The sequence below is a fragment of the Mycobacterium sp. NBC_00419 genome (assembly GCF_036023875.1).
Taxonomy (GTDB): domain Bacteria; phylum Actinomycetota; class Actinomycetes; order Mycobacteriales; family Mycobacteriaceae; genus Mycobacterium.
In genome coordinates this window covers 5,069,423-5,091,384 of record NZ_CP107931.1, presented here as the reverse complement: position 1 = coordinate 5,091,384, position 21,962 = coordinate 5,069,423, and the positions used below count along the sequence as shown (strand labels likewise).

Below are 21,962 nucleotides of genomic sequence, written 5' to 3'. Positions count from 1 at the left end.
GAATCCGGGTTAGACCCAGGCTGCAACATCACGAAAGGCCATGGTGTACTCGCGCACACCATCGGGAATATCGCCGGCCTCCAGCGGCACCGCGACATCGGCGACCGACGGGGCATTGATGCGCGCTGCGACCCGACGCAAGGCCTCGAGATCTAGGCCGTACACCCGCGCGGCGTTCTCACCGGTGATCGCGCGGATGGTGTCGGCACTACGACCTGCCAGCGCGTGGCGCAACGCCAGATGTGTTGTCGGAGTCTCGAGTTCCGGCATAGCCTGCCAGGTGCCCTCGACGTGTGGATAGTCCGACCCCCAGAGCAATCGGTCGGCGTAGCCACCGCGTTCGGCGTCCAACGCCTCGAAGGGAGCGATGAAACTCGCTCCGACGAAAAGGGATCGTGCGCATGCCTCACTGGGCAGCTCCGGGATGACCGTCCTGACCCGACGCGCAGGGGCGGCCTGGTAAACCATGTCGAGCTCAGCCAGGTACGACGTCCACCAACTGCCCGGCTGCTCGGTGAGCACCATGCGGAGCTTCTGATGGCGGTAGAAGACACCGGAGAAGATCATCCAGTGCACACCGCGACGGCTCATCCATCCGCCGGCGGTCTCGAGCAGCACTACTGCGCTGGAATGCGGACCGAGCGGCGCCCAGCTGTTGCCAGCACCGGCATGGGTCGTCAGAGCCATCCCCAGGTCTTCACACACCGACCAGAACGGCTCCCAGTCCGGACGGTCGTACTCCACCACCCCAGATCGCGGCGCCGGGAAGTTGATCCCGCGCAGACCGGCCTCCCGCGCCCAGTTAACTTCAGCCAGGGTGGCGTCGATATCCCAGATCGGAAGGTGCGCCAAACCGACGTGGCGCTCGGGTTCGATGGAGCAGACATCGGCCAACCACCGGTTGTACATCCGGATTCCGACCGCCTCCAGCTCGCGCTTGCGTGCCGACACCTGGCCGGCATCGCTACGGGTCAGCGACCCGAAGAAGTCCGTGTCGGCGAACGGCACCGGCTGTCCGTTCTGACTGCCGTGAAACACCACCTCGGCCGCCACACCATCGGCGTCCATGTCCGCCAGGCGAGCGTTCATGTCGTAATGACCGCGGGTCTGCGCATTGCGCAGGACGGCCTGTACTTGCGGATCTTCCCTATCCCAGCCGAAGGGTGAGTTCTTTGCGGCTTCCTTCAGCACATCGAGGTAGCCGTCGTACTCCTCGAGGTACTCCGCCGGGCAGTACGCCCGTAGGTCCTTGAGCCGGGGGCCGATGTGGGTATCCGAGCTCACCAGCACGAGTGCCTGGTCGTCACCTTCTGCAGACTTCACTGTCATCCTCCTCGCCAAGGGTGGAATGTATTGCGGCGACGCCTTGCCGGCAAGGCACCGTTGCACAACACGCAACACCGTCGCTACGGTGAACCATGGAGTTGCGGGACATTGAAGCCTTCGTCACGGTGGCCCAGGAGCACGGGGTGCGTGCAGCGTCGGTAGTCCTGAATGTCGATCCAGGGACGGTGTCGCGAGCCATCACACGCTTGGAACGATCCGTCGGCGCACAACTTGTGACCCGACAGTCCAGTGGTGTCATCTTGACTCACGCGGGCCACTTGTTCCTCGGTGAAGCCCGGGCAGCGCTAGTGCATGCTGGTCGTGCTGCTCTCCTGGCCCGCCACGCCAGCATGCCGCACAGAGTTTCCGGGGCGAAGCCAATCGTCATCGGATTCCCGCCAATTCCCGCTGTCCCCGAGGTGAGCCAGGTGCTCGCCCATGTACGGCGGGCGGCGAAAGATCATCCGTACACATTGCGCCGGCTCAGCTGGCGTGAGGACTTCAGTGGCGACCAGGTGCGCAAAGGCTCAGTCGACATTGCCATCTCGGTTCTTCCTGGCACGGCGAAGGATCTGACCGGTGTGGCACTGAGGCCCGTCCCGCGGGTGGTGGCGTTTCCCATCACCCATCAGACCTCACCGCCGCGGAACATCACGCCCCGCGACCTCGACGGACTCAAAGCAGTCGCACCCCAGTCGCTTGCCGGAGAAGCCTTGGCCTTTTGGACGCTCGATCCGCAGTCCGACGGCAAACCCCGGCGGCTGGCGCGACGCCCACGAAGCGTGTCAGAGTTGCTCAGTCAGATCGCCGATGGCAGAGGATTTCTCACACTTCCGGCGTTTATCCCGCTCATGTGGCAACGCAGCGACCTGATGTTCCGCAGGCTCGATGCGCCGGAGTGCGCGATCGGGCTCACCTGGAGACCCGGTGGCATCGACCAACAGCTACACGATCGCCTGGTCGACGGTCGCGAAACCTGGACGAGCTGAGCCACATACCCAGCCCGGCGCCACGTCAGGATGGCGGGGTGACCGTCTGCATCTTCTGGAGCCGCTGGTTCGTGCGGGCCAGCCACGCGTCGTAGTCCGTGGCCTTGCGTAGAAACGACTCCCCAACACGAGGGTGAGGCAACACCAGGAAGTTGCCGGCGGCTGCCGCATCGAGTGTCATGCGTGCGCAGTCCTCCGGTTCGACGATATCGCCGAGTCCCGCGATTTCGACACTCGCAGAGCTGTTTTCGTCATCCTCATTGCGGCCGAGCATGCCGGTGTTGACTGCATTCGGACATAGGCACGTCACCTGAATACCGCGGTGCGCGTAGTTCAGCGCCGCCCATTCGGCGAAACCGAGCGCACCGTGCTTGCTGAGGGTGTACCCCATGAACGACGGACCGGTGATGAGCGCGGCCGAGGAAATCGTCTGGATGAGCCAGCCCTCTTCGCGGTCGAGCATGCCCGGCAACACTGCCTGGGCAGCCCAGACATGGCTGAGCAGGTTCACATCGATGATCTTGCGCAGCTCCCCCGGCGCCAGACTCAAACCGTCACCGGTGTCGGAGTACCCGGCGTTGGAACAGAACACCGAGACCGGCCCGAAGGCATCCTCGGCCGCACCCACCAGTGCCGTCATACTCTCCGGAGAGCCGACATCACAGGCCACGGCGAGCCCGCCGATTCGGTCGGCAACCCGTTGCGCCCGATCGCCGTTCAGGTCTGCCACCACCACCCGCGCACCGCGGTTGGCCAGTTCCTCCGACAACGCCCGGCCAATCCCGTGGGCTCCCCCGGTGACGACCGCGCAGCGTCCGTTCAGATCCATTGTGATTCCTACTTTCAGACGTGGCCGCCGTCAACGGCGAGCACTTGCCCTGTGGTGAAGCTTGCAGCATCGGACGCCAGATAGAGTGCAGCGCCGGCAATCTCCTCCGGATGGCCGATCCGGCCGAGCACCGCGGTCGCGCTGGCCAGGTCACGCTCGGACTGCGGCCACGCCTTCATCACATCGGTCTCGATCGCACCCGGCATGATCGCGTTCACACGGACAGTTGGGGCGAGAGTCTGCGCGAAGGACTTCGTCAGGTTGTTCAGCCCGGCCTTGGCTGCCGCGTAGACGATCGCGTGCCCGGCACCGACCTGGGCGGAGATCGTCGAGATGTTGACGATGCATCCGCCACCGTCGGCGACCATGCGGCTGCCGATCAACGCACTGAGCCGGAACGGCCCCTTGAGATTCAGAGCGATCGTCTTGTCGAAAAGCTCCTCGCTGATCCCATCCACACTGTCGTAACGCAGTGACGATCCGGCGTTGTTGATCAGGATGTCGATCCGCCCGGCTGCTTCGTAAGCCCTTCCGACCAGATCGTCACATTCCGACCACCGGTTGACGTTCGCAGGTAGCGCCCACGCCCGCCGGCCCGTCGCGGCGATCTCGGTGGCGGTCTGCTCGCAGGCTTCGGCCTTGCGGCTCGTCACGATGATGTCGGCACCGGCGGCCGCGAGTCGATCGGCGATCGCGCGGCCGATACCGCGGGTGGCGCCGGTGATCAGCGCGATGCGCCCGGACAGGTCAAACGGATTGGTCACGCTGCGCTCCTCTAGCGGTCGAACTGGGCAAGTCCGTCTTCCAGCAAAGCCAGTGCGGCCCCGATCCGGACGGCCGGATCGCCGCGACCGCCGGACTGTGCCCACGCACCGAATTCGGCTGCGGCGACGGCGTTCATCGCCGTGACGATCACTCGTGCCTGATTGCGCGTCGTCGACGTGTTGGCCGGGAATCGAGCGGCGATCAACTCGATCAGGTCCGAATCGTTGATGAGTCGCTGCCCGCGGCTTCGCGCATTGAGCTCGGGCGCCTGAGCAAGGATGCCGCCCAGTTGGGCAACCCGGACACGATCGGCAGGCTCGACGTGCGAAGTGGACAGAAACGCCTCGCGCAGCGCGGTGACGGGCCCTTCACCCGCGGGACGGGCAGCCACGGCGGCGACAAGGCGCTCCCACACATGCCGTTCGTAGGCGAGCAGCACTTCGTCCTTCGTGGCGAAGTACCGGAAGAAGGTTCGCTCGGAAATGCCTGCAGCGAGGGCGATATCAGCAACGGTGACGCCGTCGAAGCCACGCTCGGCGAACAAACGCACGGCCGCGCGACCGATATCGTCTCGCACCAGGCGGCGGCGCCGATCTGTGAGTGCTTCGGTCATGCCCGTAGTCTCACACGCGCTGCCCGCGAGCGAACTCTGCCGCCCCGGCCAGAAGACGAATAACCCGCGGTCCCATGTCGGTTCGGTCTGCATCGACACCGGCCTTGACCTGGCGGGCATGCGACCCTTCCAGAATCACAGCCAGTTTGAACAGAGCCAGAGCCTGGTAGTACGGCAGTGCAGTGAGATCCCGACCGCTCAGTTCGGCATAGCGGGCCGCCATCTGTCGGCGACTCGGATAACCTTCCGGACCGCCGGCCTGCTCGGTGATGATGGGATCCTCACCGGGTTCGGTCCACCGGGCCAGTAGGTGCCCGATGTCGAGCAGCGGATCGCCGATGGTCCCGGTGTCCCAGTCGACGATCGCCGCGAGCCTGGCCGGCGCACTAGGTGCGACCATGACATTGAACGGGCTGTAATCGCCGTGCATGATCGCCGCCGGGCTCATCGTGGGGATGTTGGCGGTCAGCCACTCGGACAGGAAGTCGAGTTCGGGTAGCTCCCGCGTCCGGTAGCGATCCAGTTGTGCGAGCCAGCGGGGCACCTGGCGCTCCAGGAATCCGTCCGGCTTGCCGAGATCGGCCAGGCCGGCCTGCTTCCAGTCGACGGCAGCCAACTGGACCAGGCCGTCGACGTAGGCCATGCCGAGGGCGAAGCGCAGCGAGAGGTCACCGAGGAATGGTTCGGGCAGATCGAAGCCCGGAGTGAACCCGTCAACGACGCCCATCAGCATGAACTCGGTGCCGATGACGTCGGCGTCGCTGCAATAGAGGACCGGCTCCGGGTGCGGGACCGCGGTTCCCTGCAATGCCCGAAGGATGCGCCACTCCCGCAACGTGTTCGAGGCGCTCGGGTGGTTCTTGACGGCGGGTGGGCGGCGCAGTACCCACGCATGGTCTCCGCGGGCCACTCGGTACAGGGCATTGGCGATCCCGGTGCTCGCTCCGATGCGCTGTGCGGTCATCGTCGTTCCGGGCCCGGGCAGTGTGTCGCCGATCCAGGCGTCCAGCCTCTCGATGTCCAGCACCGTGGCAGTCGAAGTCATGGGCCGACGGTAACCATTGTTGACAGTCACTGTCAATAATGTCAGTCTATGCCACATGATCGACTTCGAGCTTCCTGACGAGATTCAGCAGCTACGTGCGCGCGTCGCATCCTTCATCGACAACGTGGTGCTGCCGGCCGAGCCGCAGATCGGCACCCGACCCTTCTTTGACATCGTCGCCGAGCTGCAGGGCAAAGCCCGCGCCGATGGCCTGTGGTGCCCCTTCGTGCCGGTCGAGTACGGCGGAATGGGGCTGGGACACTTGGCCAACGCGGTGGTGCAGGTCGAGGTGGGCCGATCGTTCAGCCATCTCGGCGCGTGGGCGATGAACTGTATGGGGCCTCAGGACGCCACCATGCTCACCCTCATCGAGCACGGCACCGAGGAGCAGAAGCAGCGCTACCTGGTACCGCTCGTCAACGGCGACATCCGCGTGTGCTTCGCGATGACCGAGAGGGCGGCCGGCGCAGACGCGACTGGCATGCAGACCAGTGCGGTCCGAGACGGGGACACCTGGGTGCTCAACGGCGAAAAGTGGTACACCTCAGGGGCATCCATCTCACAACTCGCGCTGGTGATGGCCAAGACCGACCCCGATGCCCCACGCCACCAGCAGTACACCACCTTCCTGGTGGAACTGCCCAGCCCGGGTTTCGACATCGTCCGCAACATCCCGATCATGGGCGAGAGCGACATCCCGCATTACGGTGACGAAGTCCAGATGGGCCACGCCGAGGTCCACATCAACGATCTGGAGGTGCCGCACGACAACATCCTCGGCGGCTTGGGCCAGGGCTTCGCGATGGGCCAGCACCGCCTGGGTTACGGCCGACTGCGGCACGGCATGTGGAGCGTCGCGAAAGCCCAAGCCGCTCTTGACATGGCGGCCGCGCGAGCGTGTGAACGCGTGACCTTCGGCAAGCGGGTGGCCGACCGTCAGGGCATCCAGTGGATGCTCTCCGATTGTGCCGAGAAGCTCTACATCACCCGGCTGATGATCCTGCACCTGGCCTACAAGATGGAGCACGGGCTGGACTTGCGCATCGAGAACTCGATCGCCAAGACCTACATCGCCAACATGCTCATCGAGGTCGTCGACACCGCTCTGCAGATTCACGGATCACTGGGCTACTCCCACGACCTGCCGTTGGCGGCATGGTTGGCCGAGGCCCGGATGAACCGAATCGTCGACGGACCCGACGAGGTGCACCGGTGGACTGTCGGTCGCAGCGTGGTCAAAGCTTTCGAGTCCACCGGTACCACGGCGCGGGCTGCCGGCGGGGATCTCTTCTGATTCTGCCCAGCAGTCGGTGAGCGTATCGGTGGGCGCTCAGCCGGCGATGTCTCGATGCGCGTCACGCAGCTTGTAGCGCTGGAGCTTCCCCGCCGCGTTGTACGGCAAGCCGTCCACGACATGCCAGTGCTGCGGGACCTTGAACCCAGCCATTCTCGATCGACACCACGACCGAAGCTGCTGGATGTCAAGCGTTTCGGCCGTGACATCGGCAACGACGAAAGCGGCAACGGTCTCACCGAGGCGCGGGTCCGGAACGCCGACGACTGCTGCCGCCTGCACCGACCTGTGCTCGGCAAGGACGTTCTCGACCTCGACCGGGTAGATGTTTTCCCCACCGCGGATGATCATGTCGTGTCGGCGTCCGTGCAGGCGCAGGTACCCGTCGTCGTCGAGGGCTCCGATGTCTCCGGTATGCAACCAACCGTCCCGGGCGGTCACGCTCAGGTGACTGCCGCGCGCCAAGACCTCACCGTCACTGCCGTCACGGGATTCGATGCGCAACTGGATCCCGGGAACAGCTCGGCCCACCGACGTCAGCAGCTCGGGACGATGCAGTGCGATGCGATGGTCGACTGCGTCCAAGCAGGTGATCGGGCTGCCTTCGGTCTGCCCGAACAGATTGACCAGATCGATGTCGGGCATGCAGTCGAGGAGCCGCGCCAGGGTTTGCGGCCGAATTGGGGAGGCTCCATAGATCAGGGTGTGCAGTCCCACCGCGAACCGGGTGTCCTCGGAGAGCAGCATCTCGATCATGGTCGGAACCAGCAGAGCGTGGGTCACCGGCAACTCGGCGAGACTACGCCACCAATCAGCACTGAATCGCGTTGTGGCCACGGCCGATCCGCCGGCCGTCAAGGTTGCCAGAAGATTCCCCAAGCCGCCGATGTGATGCAACGGAGAGCCGGTGGCGAAGGTCGTCTCCGGGCCTAGCCTCATGAGCTGTTGCAAGAGACGGGCGCGTGACCAGAGAACCTGATCGGTAAAGGGAACGCGCTTGGGCGCAGCCGTAGTACCGGCGGTGTGGAGGTAGAACGCGACGGCATGTGGTGTGGTCGGAAGTTGCTGCGCCGAGGTGGGCAACTCCGGCACGATCACCGCCCGCACGTCGGCCGCCAACGCAACTTCGGCGGCGATCGCTCGACAACCTGGCTCAGCGAGCAGCACATCCGAGCCCGAGGCGCGGGTAGCGGCCGCCAACTCCCCCACCGCCAACCGTGGCCCGAGCAGCGAAAGCGGCCGGTTGGCGGCAGCACCACCCAAGAGGAGGGCCAGCGCATCGGCGTTGGTTGTCAGCAGTGCCGGAACACCGACGCCGCAGGGCACATCGAGGTCGGCCAACAGTTCGGCCGCACACACCGCTTTGCCCACCACTTGGGCTCCGGCGAGCACTGACCCGTTCTGGTAGAAGGCTGGACGACGGCTGCCGTGGTGTGCGGCGACGATGGTGGCCAACCACGACACGATGCGAACCTCCACACAACCGGGGAGCTAGTCGAGGCGACAACGACCGAGGGCGCTCTAACCGCCGGGTCAGTCATCTACCATCAGGACAATTGTCCACTGTAAAGGATGGCAGGTCGACATCATTGCTACCGAGACCCCGGGGCCGAAAGCGGCCGCGAAGGGGCGCGCCAAGAATCCACCGCTGACCGAAGACCAGATCGTTGCGGCCGCACTGGCTGTGATCAAGGCCGAGGGGCTGGAGGCTCTCTCGATGCGCAGGCTGTCCCGCGAACTGGGGCGCTCGGCGATGGCGGCGTACTGGCATGTCACCGACAAGCAGGAACTGCTCGAGTTGGTGGGCCGCAAACTGCTGTCCGAAGTCGACATCCCGCCAGCGGACTCGGGCCCGTGGAATGAGCGTCTGCGTACCGTTTTGACCAACATCGACAAGCGGTTACATGATCATCCCGGTGTCGCCTCGGTTCTTCTGGAACGGATGACCTATACCGACATGAGGCTGATGACCGGCATCATCCACATCCTCGTTGACGCCGGCTTCAAGGATTCGCGCGTTTTCCTGTCCTACGCGATGATTCACACTTACCTGTTCGGCCGCTATCAGGTGCAGGTGCAGGGCGCACCTGACCAACCGATGCCTGACGACCTCGATGACACTCTGCGAAACCTGATGCCTTACCTGGGGAAACTGCGGGGCCGAGATTTCTTCGCCTACGGTATCGACACCCTGATCGTGGGCCTGCAAGTCCAGCTGGACAAGCAGGCCCACGATCAGCTGGGTTGATCAGGCCGACGGGGCGAATTTCACCGGCAGCTTCAGGGCGGCACGCACCGCCGAATTGTTGTACTCCAGTGGCTCGTTGGAATCGACCTCGAAGTCCGGAATTGCCGCGAGCAGTTCTTCGGTGGCAATCCGGAGTTCCAGCCGCGCCAGATGCGAGCCCAAGCACCGATGCGTTCCACTGGCGAACACGATGTGACTGGTGCGGCCGCGATCGAGCTTGACCGTCAACGGATCCTCGAACGCATTCGGGTCGACATTGGCCGCCGACCAGACCGCGTGAATGGCTTCTCCCGCGCGGATCACCAAACCGTCACCGAGGTCGATGTCCTCTTCTGCGTAGCGCATCCCGGCTGGGACGGGCGATTCATAGCGCATCAGTTCTTCGATGGCGGCCGGGATCAACGAGGGGTCGGCGGCCAGCCGGTTCCGTTCCTCGGGATGCTGCGCGAGCCAGCCGTAGATGCACGACATCGAGGACGTCACCGTGTCCAGACCGGCGAACATGAACAGGAACATGATGTTGACCAGCTCTTCGTCGGTCAACGGCCTGCCGTCGACCTGGGAGTGCAGCAACGTCGAGATGATGTCCGGCTTCTGCTCCGTATCCGCTTTGCGCTCGGCCAGGAAGGTCGCGAAGTACTCGTAGATCTTCATCGCCGAGACCATCATGTTGGCCTCGGCCTCTTCCATGGTCTCGCCCTGCGGGTGGATCACCCCGTCCTTGAACTCCACAAAGAAGTCGAGGTCCTCCACCGGCGCGCCGAACAGGCGCAGAAAGGTCAAGCACGGCAACGGCACACAGTACGAATCGTGCAGTTCGGTATGTCCCGCTGATTTGAACTCTGCGATCAGTTCCCTTGCCAGAGTCCGAATCTGGTCCTCCAGGAACGCAATCTTCTTCGGCGCGAAGATCGGGTCGAGCAACCGGCGCCAGTGGCGATGATCCTCACCGTCGATCTCCAACGGGATCAACTTGCCCTCATGACCGAATGACCCGCCCCGCCCACCGGTACCCAGGATCGCGGGGTGACGGTTGATCGCCACGATGTCCTCGAGCCGATACAGCGTCACCACGCCTTCGACCCGCTCGGCGCGAACATCAGCGGCCTTCTGGTAGTAGATCGGCTGCGGCTCGGCCATGTCCTTGACCTGCAGCGTCAGTGGTGCGAACCGAGGATCGAATCGGGCGGCCTGTGTCATCGGAACCTCACTGTGTCTGGGGACGTCACCTGAAATTGTACGTTGTAACGTGACAGGCAACACAGTAGCATTTGCTGTTGTCGGTGCTCAATACCGGCAGATGATTTACCGAATGCGATGCGTGAACCACGCGCACTGGTGAAGAAGAAGGGCTACACGCGGATGCGATTGAAAGACAAGGTCATTGCGATAACCGGTTCCGGTTCGGGATTGGGACGGGAGTCCGCCCTGCTGTTCGCCTCCGAAGGGGCAACCATCGTCACCAGCGACGTGGTTCCCGGCCGGGCCAAGGCGGTGGCCGAGGAGGTGGTGGCCGCCGGCGGAACCGCTGTCGCAATCGACGCCGATGTTCGAAGTGATACCGACATGGAGCGCCTCGTCGCCGAGACGGTCGAGGCTTATGGCCGTATCGATGTGATGTGGGCCAATGCGGGCATCCCCGAACCAGGCTTCGGGATGCAGGGTTTCGTCGATTCGAGCCTGGAGGACTGGAACAACATCTTCGCCACCAACGTCACCGGCATCTATCTGGCGTGGAAGCACGCCGCAAAATGGATGGTGACCAACAACTCCCGCGGCACCCTCCTGGCAACCACCTCGGCCGCAGGACTCAACGCATACCCCGGCTTTCCGATGTACACCGCGTCCAAGGCCGCCGGCAACGGCTTGACCCGGGCGGTCGCAGTGGAACTCGGCAAGTACGGCATCCGGGCGAATGCGATCTGCCCGACACACGGCATGTCGGTGAACTTCGCGATGACACCGGAGAGTGAGGTGCTGGGCAAGTCGTACGAGGAGATGATGCCGTGGGATCCGGATAACCGCGCCATGCCGCTACGTCTCGATCGTCCGCCGGTGCTGCGCGACAACGCCAACCTGGCACTGTTCCTGGTCTCCGACGAGTCGGCCTACATGTCCGGACAGACGATCGCCTCAGCCGACGGTGGCCAGTTCGCCCGGACCTCCATCATCTTCCCGACCGATCTCGGCCAGTCAGACGACATGACCGCCGGAGTGCTGCCCGACGACCTCCGTGAGCAGATCAATCGCTGAACCAAACACAGAGGCGGGCAACCCTTTCGGGTTGCCCGCCTCTGTTGTCGGTTGCAGTGTCAGCTCGCGACGGTGAGATCCTCGACCGTCGGCACAGTGAACAGCTCCTCGAAGGTCCCGCGCAACACCCGGTCCTTGATGCCCGCGTCGACTCCGTCGAAGACCTGATGCAGGGTGTCCTGGGTGTGACCGTACGTGCCCTCCAGGTGCGGGTAGTCGTCACCCCACATCACGTTGTAGTAGCCGGTGTCCTCGATGACCTGCACGGCACTGATGTCGTGCTGGAAGGAGGTGTACACCTGAGCCCGGACGATCTCGCTGGGCAACCGGTCGAGCCGCGGGCGCACGAACATGCCGTGCTGGCGATACGCCTCGTCCATCCGGTCTCCGATCGCCGGCACCCAAGCCGCACCGGCCTCGGCAACGAGCATCTTCAGGTCAGGATGCCGGTCCAGTGCACCGCTGGATACCAGGTGCGACACCACCCGCATACCCGGGTAGGTGGTCTCCATGTAGTTGACGACGGCACCGCCGGGTCCGCGGTAGAGCACGGTGGCCGCACCCGTGCCGATGTGGAACGCCAGCACCATGTCGTTGGCTGCGGCCGCATCCCACAGTGGGCTCCACATCTCCTGGCCCCATTCGCGGCCTTCCGGGGTGCCGGTGGGCAGAAAGACCGCCTGGAAGCCGCGTTCGGCAGCCCATTCCAGTTCCTTCACCGCGTCGGCGGGTTCGGGCAGCGGCAAGACAGCCGGAGCCAGGATCCGGTTCTGCTGGCCCATGAAATCCTCCATGGCCCACTCGTTCCACGCCCGGGCTACGGGCCGGGCCAGAGCCGGGTCCTCGATCTCGACGGTCCAGAAGCCCGAAGAGGGAAAGGCCAGCTGGCAGCGCACCCCTTCCTGGTCCATGTCGCGCAGGCGGATCTTGAGATCCCTGAAGCCCGGCGGCCGCATGGCGTCCATGAAATCGTTGAGCTGACGTGTGACCTGCTTGCCGTCGACGTAGGCGATCTCGTACTTCTCGCCGCGTTCGGTCCGCGGTGCCCGATCAGCCAGGTCCTTGGGCAGTCTCGAGGTCCAGAGATCCTCCGGCTCCATGAGGTGCGAATCACCGGAGTGCGCCCAGATCTTCTGGCGGTCCTGTGCGGGGGTATCCGATTGGACTTCAACCTGTGTCATATCGCTGGTCTTCCTTCTGCACCATTCGCCGACCGCCGATGGCCGACGCCACTGGCTTTACTATACAGTGTAATGTTAGTTCTGCACCACGAAGTCCGTCACATTTCTTCCACCCGAGCCAGGAGGCCGCCTCGTGACTTCCGTCCAGTCCCCCACTGCCGTAGACACCGATCTGGAATCGGCGCTGACCGCAGAGGACCTGTTCGCGCTCATGCGGTCGACCTGGACATGGGACGACCGCGCACTACGCCGCGATCTGGCCACTCTGCTGGTCGACCTGGACGCGGCACGCCTATGCCCACAAGCGGCATTCGCCGAGGTACTGCGCTACGAGGCGCTGCACCGCAGCGCCACCTTCGCGGCCACCGTGCTCGGACCGAAGCTGATCGCCGATACCGGTAATCCACTGCGGCACAGGTACATTGCCGCAGCCGCAGACCCTGCTGCGCTGGGCAGGGCTGCCGCGGCTGCTCGCGTGGCGGCCGCCGGCACGGCACTGGACTATGTCGCCGCACAGGTGTCCGCCAACACCTACCCGTTGGAATCCGGCTGGCGTCGCCTGATCGCCGAGCAAGGCGCCACCGGTCTGGCCACGGCCATGCGGTCGGCCGGGCACAGCCTGAGCGACTCCAACTTCTTCGCCTCATTCGGGCTGGCCTGGCAGATGCTCACCACCATCACCCGGTCGGAATCCGGTGCTGCGCTGGCGCAACGCCTCCTCGACGGCGAGATCGACGCCACCCTGGCCGCCGCTGAACAGACCGGCTCCTGGGATCCGGTGCTCGTCAAGACCCGGGCCACCCCGACCGAGACCGGCTGGCGCTTGGACGGGGTGAAGCACTTCGTTCCCGGTGCCGACACGGCCGACGTGATCCTGGTGGTCGGCAGATCGATTGCCGGACCGTCTGTGTTCGCCGTCGACCGCACCGCCCCCGGCGTTGCGGTCACCCCCCATCCGGTACTCGACGCCACCCGGCCACTCTTCGAGGTCAGCTGCACCAACACCCCCGCCACGATCCTGGGACGCGAAGGCGCGGGCGGGCGGTTGATGTTCGAAGCGCTGGGACGGGCCACGACCGCCCTGGCCGGCGAGCAGGTCGGTCTCATCGAGCGGGCCGTCCAGCACCTCACCACCCACGACGGAGCCGATCTGACCGACGTGGCAATCCAGCACGCGAAAGCCGTGGGCACCTGGCGGGCTGCCGTCGACAAGCCGACACCGGAGCGGGCGGCGACGGCCCACATTGCTGCCTCCGCGGCCGCCCTTTCGGTCACCGAGCAGGTCGCCGAACTCCTTGGCCCCTCCCCCGAAACCACCGCTTTGCAACACCGCGCGATCTCGGCCAACCTGCTGTTCGGCGGACCGGCACTGTCGCATGAGCGTCTGTTGGAGCGCCTCGGTCTGTAGTGATCTAATGATCTGCCGGTATAGCGGCACGCTTATCACGTCGAGGAAGAGGTTTACCCCATGAAGATCCGACTCGATTCTTCTCGCTGCGCCGGCCACGCGTTGTGCAATGCGGTCAGCGACGAATTGTTTCCGCTCGACGACTCCGGCTACTCAATTCTGGAAGCTCATGAAGTCGCCGCTGGCGACGAGAAGCTGACCCGCCTGGGCGTGGAGGCTTGCCCGGAAGGTGCTCTCATCCTCGAAGAGGACTGACACCCGCGTCAGGCACAGTGCCCGCCAGAACCGGCGCGTGCCATCACGATTGGGCCCAGCGTCGTACGCCGCGACAACGACAGCAGCGTCTGCACTATCGAGGCGACGTCGTCGGCAGGAATCATGGTGTGCGGCGGGATGCGGTCATGCACCCAAGCGGCCATATCCGTGTCGACGTAGCCCGGGGCGATCGCGACAGCGGACACACCGGCACTCGACTCTTCGATATTGAGCGCCTCGACCAGTGAAATCAGAGCTGCCTTGGATGCACCGTAGGCCGCGAGAGCAGGTTCGGCGTAAACACCGGTGATCGATGACAGCACGACGATCTTCGCCCCGCTATCGCGATGTCGTTCCGCGGCAGCCCGCAACAGCGGAAGCGCCAACTGGATCAACTGAAACGGGGCCCGAAAGTTGATCGCGAGCGTCTTGTCCAGCCTGCGCAAGGCGTAATCGGCGATGTCACCAGACGATCCCACCCCGGCATTGACGATCAAGGCACTGAGATCGGCATTGGCCTCACGATGGCGTTCGATAATGGCGGGCAGCGACTCCGCGTCGGCCATGTCGGCGGCGATCGTCGTCACCGAGCGCGCACCCAGCTGACGTAGGTGCGGTGCAAGCGCTTCGAGATCAGCTGCGGTGCGTGACGAGATCGTCAGCCCCATACCCTGGCCGGCCAGCTTCTCGGCGATCGCCAGGCCAATTCCCCGGGATGCGCCGGTGATGATCGCCGACGTGTGAAAACTGCTGTCAATCATAGCTTTTGCGTTCCTATTCAGTAGCAGGGTTGGTCAGCATGGCCACCGCGAAGCCCACGTAGGCCCGGGCGATGTCCTCGGCGCGGCGCGGGCCGTCATCGCGAAACCACTGTGGCAGTGAGGTGCACATGGTGGCGATGGCACGCGCGGCAGCACGTGGCTCTGAGGTCTGAAGAGTGCCGTCGGCGATGCCGCGGTCGACGGCTTCGTCGAGCATGTACTGAACCCGGTCACGCAGGCCGGTGATCCTTCGCCGGTTCGGACCTTCGAGACTTCGCATCTCGCTGGCGCCGATGAATGCCAGCTTGCGGTGGTGCGTGTGGAACAACGCGAGCGCTTCGACGATGTGCGCCACCTCGGTGCGCCCGTCATCGGCTTCCCGTCGCGCCGACTCGATACGCCAACTCAGTTCGCTCATGGTGACGTCCAGGATCCGCACCAGCAATTGCTGCTTGTCGGCATAGTGATGGTAAATCCCGGGCACGCTGACCCCGATCCGCGCGGCCAGCATTCGCATCGAGGTTCCGTGATAGCCGGTCTCGACGAATGCGTCGATGGCCCCCCGCAGCACGGGGTCGATGGTCAAGGGCGGAAAGCTGCGCCACTGAGCAGATTCCTCGCGATGCAACGTCGCCGCGGTATCTGTGCCGGTCATGCTCAGCAGCCGCGCCGGGGCCACCTCGAGGACGGCGGCGACCCGCTGGAGTCGCTGGACGCTGAGGCCGGTGTGACCGTTCTCGATCGCGCTGAGGGTTGCCGCGCTCACGCCGATCTGCGCCGCCAAGGCGCGAAGGCTCAAACCCGCCTGCATCCGCGCGGCACGCAAGGCGACCCCAACGGGCGGCTCGCTATGTTCAGGATTACTGAACATACCGATCCTCGATCCTGGGGCTTTGACCCCGATGCGTACCGCTAAAGCATTGTTGTTGAACAAAACATAGCCGATATGCCAACCTCTGCACGATCCGCAGCTACGGAGCGATCACTCGGTACAAGGCATTGGAGCAACGCATGACGGTGAATCTGGCCTATCGGCAGGACGTCGTGGACCTGGCGCAGCGCACCGAGGAGTTCGTGACCTCGACCGTGCTACCGGTCGAAGATCGATACCACGGAGATATCAGCGCTGCGGGCGGCGACACGATCCGGCGCGAACTCCAGGACGCGGCCAAGGCGGCCGGTGTCTTTGCACCGCACGCCCCCGTCGAGTACGGCGGACTCGGCTTGAACATGTCTGATCGCGCCCCCGTCTTCGAAGCCGCCGGCTATTCGGTGTTCGGCCCGACCGCGCTGAACATCGCGGCGCCCGACGAAGGAAACGTGCATCTGCTGGCGCACGTGGCCAGCCCGACGCAACGAGCGGAGTTTCTGGCTCCGTTGGCCACCGGTGCAGTGCGCTCGGCCTTCGCCATGACCGAGCCCGCTCCGGGAGCCGGTTCGGACCCGGCAGCACTGCGCACCCGAGCCGAGTGGACCGGTGACCGCTGGCGAATCACTGGGCAGAAGTGGTTCATCACCGGCGCCGACGGCGCCGCGTTCTTCATCGTGATGGCCCGCACGTCCGGCGAACCCGGTCAGCGCGGTGGCGCGACGATGTTCCTGGTACCCGCAGAGACGCCCGGGCTCTCCGTGGGGCGCCACATCGGCACACTGGATCACTCGATGCTGGGCGGGCACTGCGAGGTCGCGCTCAACGATGTCCTGGTCGGTGAGGACGCCATCCTCGGCGAGGTCGACCAGGGCTTCAGCTATGCGCAGGTACGGCTGGGCCCGGCCCGCATGACGCACGTGATGCGGTGGCTGGGCGCCGCGCGCCGAGCCCACGATGTCGCGCTGGACTATGTCGCCAATCGCGAAGCATTCGGTTCGCGCCTCGGCGATCTCGGAATGATCCAGCAGATGGTTGCCGACAACGAAATCGACATCGCCGCTACCCGCGCTCTGCTGGTAAGGGCGTGCTGGGAACTCGACCAAGGCGACACCGCAGCAGAGTCGACGTCGATTGCAAAGACTTTTGCCGCCGAGGCCATCTACCGCATCGTCGATCGCTCCGTACAGATGTGCGGGGGCTTAGGTGTCTCCGACGACCTTCCGATTGCCCGGTTGCTGCGTGAGGTTCGCCCCTTCCGCATCTACGACGGCCCTTCTGAGGTACACCGCTGGGCGTTGGCGAAGCGGCGGGTACGAGCCGCCCGCAGCGCGGCGCAGAGCCGATGAACGCCGGGGGTGTGGACCTGACCGCGTTGCGGCAGTTCCTCTGCGACAACGGAATCGACATTGCCGGCGATCTACACGCCGAGTTCATCAGCGGCGGACGATCCAACCTGACCCACAAGCTCTCCGACGGGGCCTCATGCTGGGTGATGCGGCAGCCACCCCTTGGAGGCCTGACCCCCTCGGCACACGATGTGGGCCGCGAATTCACGGTCACCCGGGCACTGCGCAACACCGCAGTGCCCATCGCGGCCGCAGTCGCCTGCGACCCTGACGGGGCCGCACTCGGCGTGCCGGTCAGCATCGTTGAGTATGTCGACGGCACGGTGATCCGCAGCCAGGACGACCTGACCGGCCTGACAGACGCGGAGATCCGCAGCCTGACCGACGCTCTGGTCGACTGCCTGGTCGCGATCCACGCCGTCGACTACGCCACCGTTGGTCTCCAAACCTTCGGCCGCCCAGACGGTTTCGCTGGCCGCCAGGTGGCCTTGTGGTTGCGACAGTGGGAGCGCGTCAAGGCCCGCGACATAGCGGACCTTGACACATTGGGCGACCGGCTGGCCAGCCGGGTCCCCTCGCGCAGCGGGTCGGCGGTCATCCACGGCGACTTCCGGGTGGACAACACGATCCTCGATCCTGCGAACGTATCGACAATCCGAGCGGTCCTCGACTGGGAGATGTCAACACTCGGAGATCCACTGACCGATCTCGCGTTGATGTGCGTCTACCGCATGCCCGAGTTCGATGCGGTGATCGGTACCCGCGCAGCCTGGACCAGCTCCCGTTTACCGACGGCGGACGCCATCGCAGAGCGTTACGCCCACGTCTCCGGACGCGACCTATCCGACTGGGGCTTCTATATCGGGTTGGCCTGCCTCAAGATCGCGGTGATCGCCGAAGGCATCGCGCACCGAGCCCGCCACGGCGCCCAAGCCGGTGCCGGCCAGCTCGGCGCCGGGGCAACGGTTCCGGAGTTCGTCGCATATGGTCTGCGGGCACTGGGCTAGCTGCCGGTCATGGTCACCCGCGGGTCAACGTCATGCCCTGAGCATTGAAGAAGAACCCGCCCGGTGTCACCAACGCGCGTTGCGCATCGGTGACCTGACGTTCGCCGGCCAGACCCTGCAACTGGTGAACCGCCTCGCGTACGTGCCCAGAGCCCTGGGTCGCACCCTCGGACAGCGATCCGCCGTGCGGGTTGATCGGAACACGACCGTCGATCAGCACGCGATTGGAACTGCTGTCCCAGTGCTCACGAAGGAAGTCACCGGCTTCCCCTGGGCCACACCATCCCGCGTTCTCGATCCAGGACAACGCCAGAATGGTGAAGCCGTCGTAAGGAAAGTAAACGTCGACGTCGTCAATCCAGAACTCGCTCTTGGCTTTCAGCGTATCGATCACCACTTGTTGGCCATGATGACCGAGGTCGCGGATCTGGTCTTCCTCGTTGGGTGCCACTTGTCCGAGCACCACTGCGTCGACCAGGACCGGGGGCAACGGGAGGTCGCGGGCACGTTCGGCGGTGGTGACGATGAACGCGTCCGCTCCGTCAACCGGAATGTCCATGTCGAGCAGGCATAGGGGGTGCCGGATCATCCTTGCCGACAGATAGTCGTCCATCGTGATGGGTTTGGTGATGGCCGCCAGCGGATTCATGGCGGCATTGGTTCGCTCGTTGATCGCAATCAAGCCGAAATCCGCTTTGTCAGCGCCATATTCATGGATGTAGCGCGATGCCCAGGCCGTGTAGCCGACCGCGGCTGCCATGCTCTCCGGTCCAGGGTGCGGCTCCGTCAGGCCCGGCGTAGCGATGCGACGGAACGGATCCTTTAGCGACGAGGAGGTATTCCAGGCCTCGCGGTAGGCCGCGTGATAGACCAGGACGACTTCCGCGAGACCGCTATGCACAGCGGATACTGCCGCAGCGACGTGGTTGCCAAAGGGGATGAACGGACTCGCCACCCAGGTCGCACGTGGAATGCCAAGGGCCGCTTGCAATTCCTGAGTCGGCGGCGTGGAACCGCATAATCCGTCGATATCACCGGGGGTCAATCCACAGGCACGAATGACGTCGATACAAGCCTGGGCCGCCAATGCCGTCTTAGTGAACGCAGTGTTGGCCGCGGTGAAGCCAGTGCTCGCCGCACCTGCAATGGCGACCTTGTGGCGCAGCGGGTTAGCCGTGTTCACTTCTTCACCTCACTGTCGAGCCGGAACACCGGCATCGGGCTTCCGGCCCGCGTGGTCCAGTCCAATCGCACCCGCCGCCCGATCGCGATGTCGTTGTTGTCCGCGCCGACGACGGTGGTCGTGAAGCGGGTTCCCGGCGCGTCGTCCAGGTCAACGCTGACAACCGGGTACGGGGTCGAGTAGTCAACCCCTTCGCCAGGAGGCCCCTGGTGCAGGAACACCGCGAGGTGGATGACGCCGGAACCACTGACCTCAGTGGCTTCGATAGCCGAGGACCAGCACTGCGGGCACACCGGCTTCGGCGGATGATGCCATGCGCCGCAGTCTGTACAGGTGTTGACCAGGAGACGGCGCTGCAACCGGCCACGATAGTGGGCCTTGTTGTCGTGCGTTATCGCCTCCCCGGGGAAGCGAAGCACCAACTCCGAATCGTCGACGTGTTCTGCATCCTGCTGCGCCGCCATCGCACCACTCCTCATCGAATCCCGATCCTTGACAGTTCTGCTTGCGCGATGCGACGCCCGATCATCGCTGTCATGTCCGCACGTACCGCCAGCCACGTTCATCCAGATACAGCCGGTGTTGCGGGCCCGTCGCGTCGGCGTCCAGGGTCTGATACCCCGCGTCGCCGTCCCACAGAATCACCCGGCAGGTGCTGCCTGTTGCGACCCGGCTGACGAACCTCTCCACCGGCGCGGAGGTGATGCCGGCCGCAGCAGCGGTCGAACTCCCATACTGCGACAAGGTGCGCAGCGTCATCCAAGTGGGCGGCAACATGGCGATGTTGCCCAGACGGTGTTGGTCCAGCGCGTCGGCAGGCGCGATCCATTGATGATCGACGATCTCGCCGCCGTCGATCTGCACGCGAACTGCCGGCTCGACGCGAGCGAACAGCGTCCAGGTCGAAAAGCGTTTGGGCGCCTCGGGTCCGGGGGTCCAATGCGCAATAGGCTGCAGATCCGCCCCCTCGATCGCAATGCCGGCTTCTTCCTCGGTCTCGCGGACGGCGGCCCGCCGCGCAGCCGCGAGACCAAAGGCGTCGGCACCGTCTGTCCCCTCGTCCTCGGTGTCGTCCGACTCGACGCGACCCCCGGGAAACACCCAGGCATCGGCGGCGAAGGAGGTGGTGGTGGCCCGCTTGAGCAACAGGACCTCTAGTCCGCTCTGTCCGTCGCGCGCCAGAACCGCTGTCGCTGCGGGCAACTCAACGGGCGGCACTGCACCACTGCCCCGTTCGCGATGCCAGGACGAGGGAATCGAGGGACCTACCGATGTCACGTTCATCCACCTCGCTCGTGCCCGGGCACCGACATCAACAACAGCGTCCTGCGGACGCACGACCAGACTATACAGTGTAAAACACTGGAGCCATTTTAGACTCCGGCCCGAATGTTGATCACAGAGCCGCCGCCCAGGCGGCAACCCGATCCCACAGCGTCAGCCGCGTGGACGCGAAGTTGTGCATGTGCGCCATCTGCGGAACCACGAAGACCGTGACATCAGTCGACTTTTCATAGGCAGCCGCCTCGCGGTGCGGCGCCGGCAGCGTGTCACGCTCCCCGGCACCCACGAATACGGGGCATTCGACAGCCGCGGCGTCGTCGGCAATACATCCCGGCGACAGCAGCGTCACCACAGAGCTGGGGATCGCAACACTGCCGAAGGGCGGCGCCTCGGTGCGCAACGGATAGCCGCCGCGGGTGTCGGCGGCCACGACGTCTTCGGGCACGTCAGACCAGAAGAAGGGGTATAGGAAATCGGGGATCCGCTCAGCGACTGCGACCACCGATTGCGTACGCGGATCAGCGTCCCGTCGCTCGGTGCCGACGCGCGCGGCGACCTCGTCGGTCACTGACTGATCAGGTAGCGGCAGGACAGTGTGGACGGCACTGAACCCGAGGACTGCGATCGCGTCGTAGGGCCGGTGCCGCGCCGCCATGACGACGGTGATCGCCCCGCCCATCGACTGGCCAACACCGACCCGCCGCGCGATCCGCACTGGCGGGTACCCCGCCACCGCGCTCCCCGTCTCCAGCAACTGCGCGATCTTCTCGACAGCAGCGGCGTTGGCAGCGGCGATGTCCTCGATGCGCACCTCGCCGCTGACCGCGGGAGTGCTGTCCCCGACCCCGAGGTGGTCGATCGCGACCACAGCGAGACCGCGCGCGACGTGATGCTCAGCTTGTGAATAGCCGGAGTGACCGGAGAAGTGCATGTCGTAGTAGCCGCGGCTGTATCCGCCTCCGGGCAGGGCGAACAACACGGTCAGACCGTCGGCCGCCGCCTCGGGCGGCGGAAGATGCACGGTGGCTACCACCGCCAGTTGCCCATCGATCGCGCAACTACCGGATACGTCCACTTCGATGTCGTGCCGAACCATGTTCACGATGCCCGCGCCTGACATGTCCAAGTCCTCTACTGGTCCTGATCATTGAGTGCGGTTGGAAGTTTCGCACACCGGTATCGACCAATATGAGTAAATGATCTATCTCATTGAATCCGTGGAAAGCTCAGCTGCCCACGCGCGGCGACTACAGCGCGCGCCACCAGCCGGTCGGACGATCCGCTGACTGGTACTGCCAAGCCGG

General features: G+C 64.8%; 22 protein-coding genes. 8 read left to right on the top strand and 14 right to left on the bottom strand.

Annotation, left to right across the window (positions count from 1 at the left end; all coding sequences use genetic code 11):
• Positions 1–9: 9 nt before the first annotated feature.
• Positions 10–1,323, bottom strand: a complete 1,314-nt coding sequence (locus OG976_RS24380) for an amidohydrolase family protein (protein ID WP_328354830.1) — start codon at positions 1,321–1,323, stop codon at positions 10–12.
• 95 nt (positions 1,324–1,418) lie between these two features.
• On the opposite strand from OG976_RS24380, the gene OG976_RS24375 reads away from it, so the two are divergent.
• Complete coding sequence (locus OG976_RS24375; protein WP_328354827.1) at positions 1,419–2,315, top strand: LysR family transcriptional regulator; 897 nt, start codon at positions 1,419–1,421, stop codon at positions 2,313–2,315.
• 25 nt (positions 2,316–2,340) lie between these two features.
• Here OG976_RS24375 and OG976_RS24370 read toward each other — a convergent pair whose 3' ends face one another.
• From OG976_RS24370 to OG976_RS24355, 4 genes are read right to left on the bottom strand one after another with little or no spacing between them, the layout of a single operon-like run.
• Positions 2,341–3,144 carry an SDR family oxidoreductase gene (locus tag OG976_RS24370; protein WP_328354825.1) on the bottom strand — a complete coding sequence of 268 codons (804 nt, stop codon included), beginning with the start codon at positions 3,142–3,144 and terminating at the stop codon, positions 2,341–2,343.
• Positions 3,145–3,158: 14 nt separating this feature from the next.
• Positions 3,159–3,908, bottom strand: coding sequence for an SDR family NAD(P)-dependent oxidoreductase (locus tag OG976_RS24365; RefSeq protein WP_328354822.1), 750 nt, complete (start codon positions 3,906–3,908; stop codon positions 3,159–3,161).
• An 11-nt stretch (positions 3,909–3,919) separates the two neighbouring features.
• On the bottom strand, positions 3,920–4,522 hold the full coding sequence (locus OG976_RS24360) for a TetR family transcriptional regulator (RefSeq protein ID WP_328354820.1): 603 nt from the start codon (positions 4,520–4,522) through the stop codon (positions 3,920–3,922).
• Between the two features lie 10 nt (positions 4,523–4,532).
• Positions 4,533–5,567 carry a phosphotransferase family protein gene (locus OG976_RS24355; RefSeq protein ID WP_328354818.1) on the bottom strand — a complete coding sequence of 345 codons (1,035 nt, stop codon included), beginning with the start codon at positions 5,565–5,567 and terminating at the stop codon, positions 4,533–4,535.
• 55 nt (positions 5,568–5,622) lie between these two features.
• Here OG976_RS24355 and OG976_RS24350 point away from each other — a divergent pair, with 55 nt between their 5' ends.
• Complete coding sequence (locus OG976_RS24350) at positions 5,623–6,861, top strand: acyl-CoA dehydrogenase family protein (RefSeq protein ID WP_328354815.1); 1,239 nt, start codon at positions 5,623–5,625, stop codon at positions 6,859–6,861.
• Between the two features lie 36 nt (positions 6,862–6,897).
• Here OG976_RS24350 and OG976_RS24345 read toward each other — a convergent pair whose 3' ends face one another.
• Complete coding sequence (locus OG976_RS24345) at positions 6,898–8,325, bottom strand: class I adenylate-forming enzyme family protein (RefSeq protein WP_328354812.1); 1,428 nt, start codon at positions 8,323–8,325, stop codon at positions 6,898–6,900.
• Positions 8,326–8,446: 121 nt separating this feature from the next.
• On the opposite strand from OG976_RS24345, the gene OG976_RS24340 reads away from it, so the two are divergent.
• Entirely contained in the window at positions 8,447–9,109 is a 663-nt protein-coding gene (locus OG976_RS24340; protein ID WP_442930567.1) for a TetR family transcriptional regulator, read from the top strand.
• Here the strand turns inward: OG976_RS24340 and OG976_RS24335 are convergent, their stop codons facing one another.
• Positions 9,110–10,309: a cytochrome P450 gene (locus OG976_RS24335; protein ID WP_328354809.1), complete on the bottom strand. Its 1,200-nt coding sequence runs from the start codon at positions 10,307–10,309 to the stop codon at positions 9,110–9,112.
• A 117-nt stretch (positions 10,310–10,426) separates the two neighbouring features.
• Between OG976_RS24335 and OG976_RS24330 the strand changes: the two genes are divergently transcribed.
• Positions 10,427–11,362, top strand: a complete 936-nt coding sequence (locus tag OG976_RS24330; RefSeq protein ID WP_328354806.1) for an SDR family NAD(P)-dependent oxidoreductase — start codon at positions 10,427–10,429, stop codon at positions 11,360–11,362.
• A 59-nt stretch (positions 11,363–11,421) separates the two neighbouring features.
• Here the strand turns inward: OG976_RS24330 and OG976_RS24325 are convergent, their stop codons facing one another.
• Positions 11,422–12,543 (bottom strand): amidohydrolase family protein, encoded by a 1,122-nt coding sequence (locus tag OG976_RS24325; RefSeq protein ID WP_328354803.1) that lies wholly within the window; start codon positions 12,541–12,543, stop codon positions 11,422–11,424.
• Positions 12,544–12,676: 133 nt separating this feature from the next.
• Here OG976_RS24325 and OG976_RS24320 point away from each other — a divergent pair, with 133 nt between their 5' ends.
• Together OG976_RS24320 and OG976_RS24315 are read left to right on the top strand one after the other, a co-directional pair.
• On the top strand, positions 12,677–13,951 hold the full coding sequence (locus OG976_RS24320; RefSeq protein ID WP_328354800.1) for an acyl-CoA dehydrogenase family protein: 1,275 nt from the start codon (positions 12,677–12,679) through the stop codon (positions 13,949–13,951).
• 60 nt (positions 13,952–14,011) lie between these two features.
• Positions 14,012–14,206, top strand: coding sequence for a ferredoxin (locus OG976_RS24315; protein WP_328354797.1), 195 nt, complete (start codon positions 14,012–14,014; stop codon positions 14,204–14,206).
• 8 nt (positions 14,207–14,214) lie between these two features.
• On the opposite strand, the gene OG976_RS24310 is transcribed toward OG976_RS24315, so the two are convergent.
• Positions 14,215–14,967, bottom strand: coding sequence for an SDR family NAD(P)-dependent oxidoreductase (locus tag OG976_RS24310; protein WP_328354794.1), 753 nt, complete (start codon positions 14,965–14,967; stop codon positions 14,215–14,217).
• A 13-nt stretch (positions 14,968–14,980) separates the two neighbouring features.
• Positions 14,981–15,838 (bottom strand): helix-turn-helix domain-containing protein, encoded by an 858-nt coding sequence (locus OG976_RS24305; protein ID WP_328354791.1) that lies wholly within the window; start codon positions 15,836–15,838, stop codon positions 14,981–14,983.
• 140 nt (positions 15,839–15,978) lie between these two features.
• On the opposite strand from OG976_RS24305, the gene OG976_RS24300 reads away from it, so the two are divergent.
• Positions 15,979–17,184, top strand: a complete 1,206-nt coding sequence (locus tag OG976_RS24300) for an acyl-CoA dehydrogenase family protein (RefSeq protein ID WP_328354788.1) — start codon at positions 15,979–15,981, stop codon at positions 17,182–17,184.
• Positions 17,181–18,191, top strand: a complete 1,011-nt coding sequence (locus OG976_RS24295) for a phosphotransferase family protein (protein WP_328354785.1) — start codon at positions 17,181–17,183, stop codon at positions 18,189–18,191. The genes OG976_RS24300 and OG976_RS24295 overlap by 4 nt, the downstream gene beginning before the upstream one ends.
• A 13-nt stretch (positions 18,192–18,204) precedes the next feature.
• Here OG976_RS24295 and OG976_RS24290 read toward each other — a convergent pair whose 3' ends face one another.
• The 4 genes from OG976_RS24290 to OG976_RS24275 are packed head-to-tail and all read right to left on the bottom strand — an operon-like array spanning position 18,205 to position 21,778.
• The gene (locus tag OG976_RS24290) at positions 18,205–19,374 is read right to left on the bottom strand and encodes a thiolase family protein (RefSeq protein WP_328354782.1); all 1,170 of its coding nucleotides are present in this window, start codon (positions 19,372–19,374) and stop codon (positions 18,205–18,207) included.
• Positions 19,371–19,853: a Zn-ribbon domain-containing OB-fold protein gene (locus tag OG976_RS24285; RefSeq protein WP_328354779.1), complete on the bottom strand. Its 483-nt coding sequence runs from the start codon at positions 19,851–19,853 to the stop codon at positions 19,371–19,373. Before OG976_RS24285 ends, OG976_RS24290 begins: the two co-directional genes overlap by 4 nt.
• 55 nt (positions 19,854–19,908) lie before the next feature.
• Positions 19,909–20,712 carry an NUDIX hydrolase gene (locus OG976_RS24280; protein ID WP_328354776.1) on the bottom strand — a complete coding sequence of 268 codons (804 nt, stop codon included), beginning with the start codon at positions 20,710–20,712 and terminating at the stop codon, positions 19,909–19,911.
• A 58-nt stretch (positions 20,713–20,770) separates the two neighbouring features.
• Positions 20,771–21,778 carry an alpha/beta hydrolase gene (locus tag OG976_RS24275; protein WP_328354773.1) on the bottom strand — a complete coding sequence of 336 codons (1,008 nt, stop codon included), beginning with the start codon at positions 21,776–21,778 and terminating at the stop codon, positions 20,771–20,773.
• Positions 21,779–21,962 lie beyond the last annotated feature (184 nt).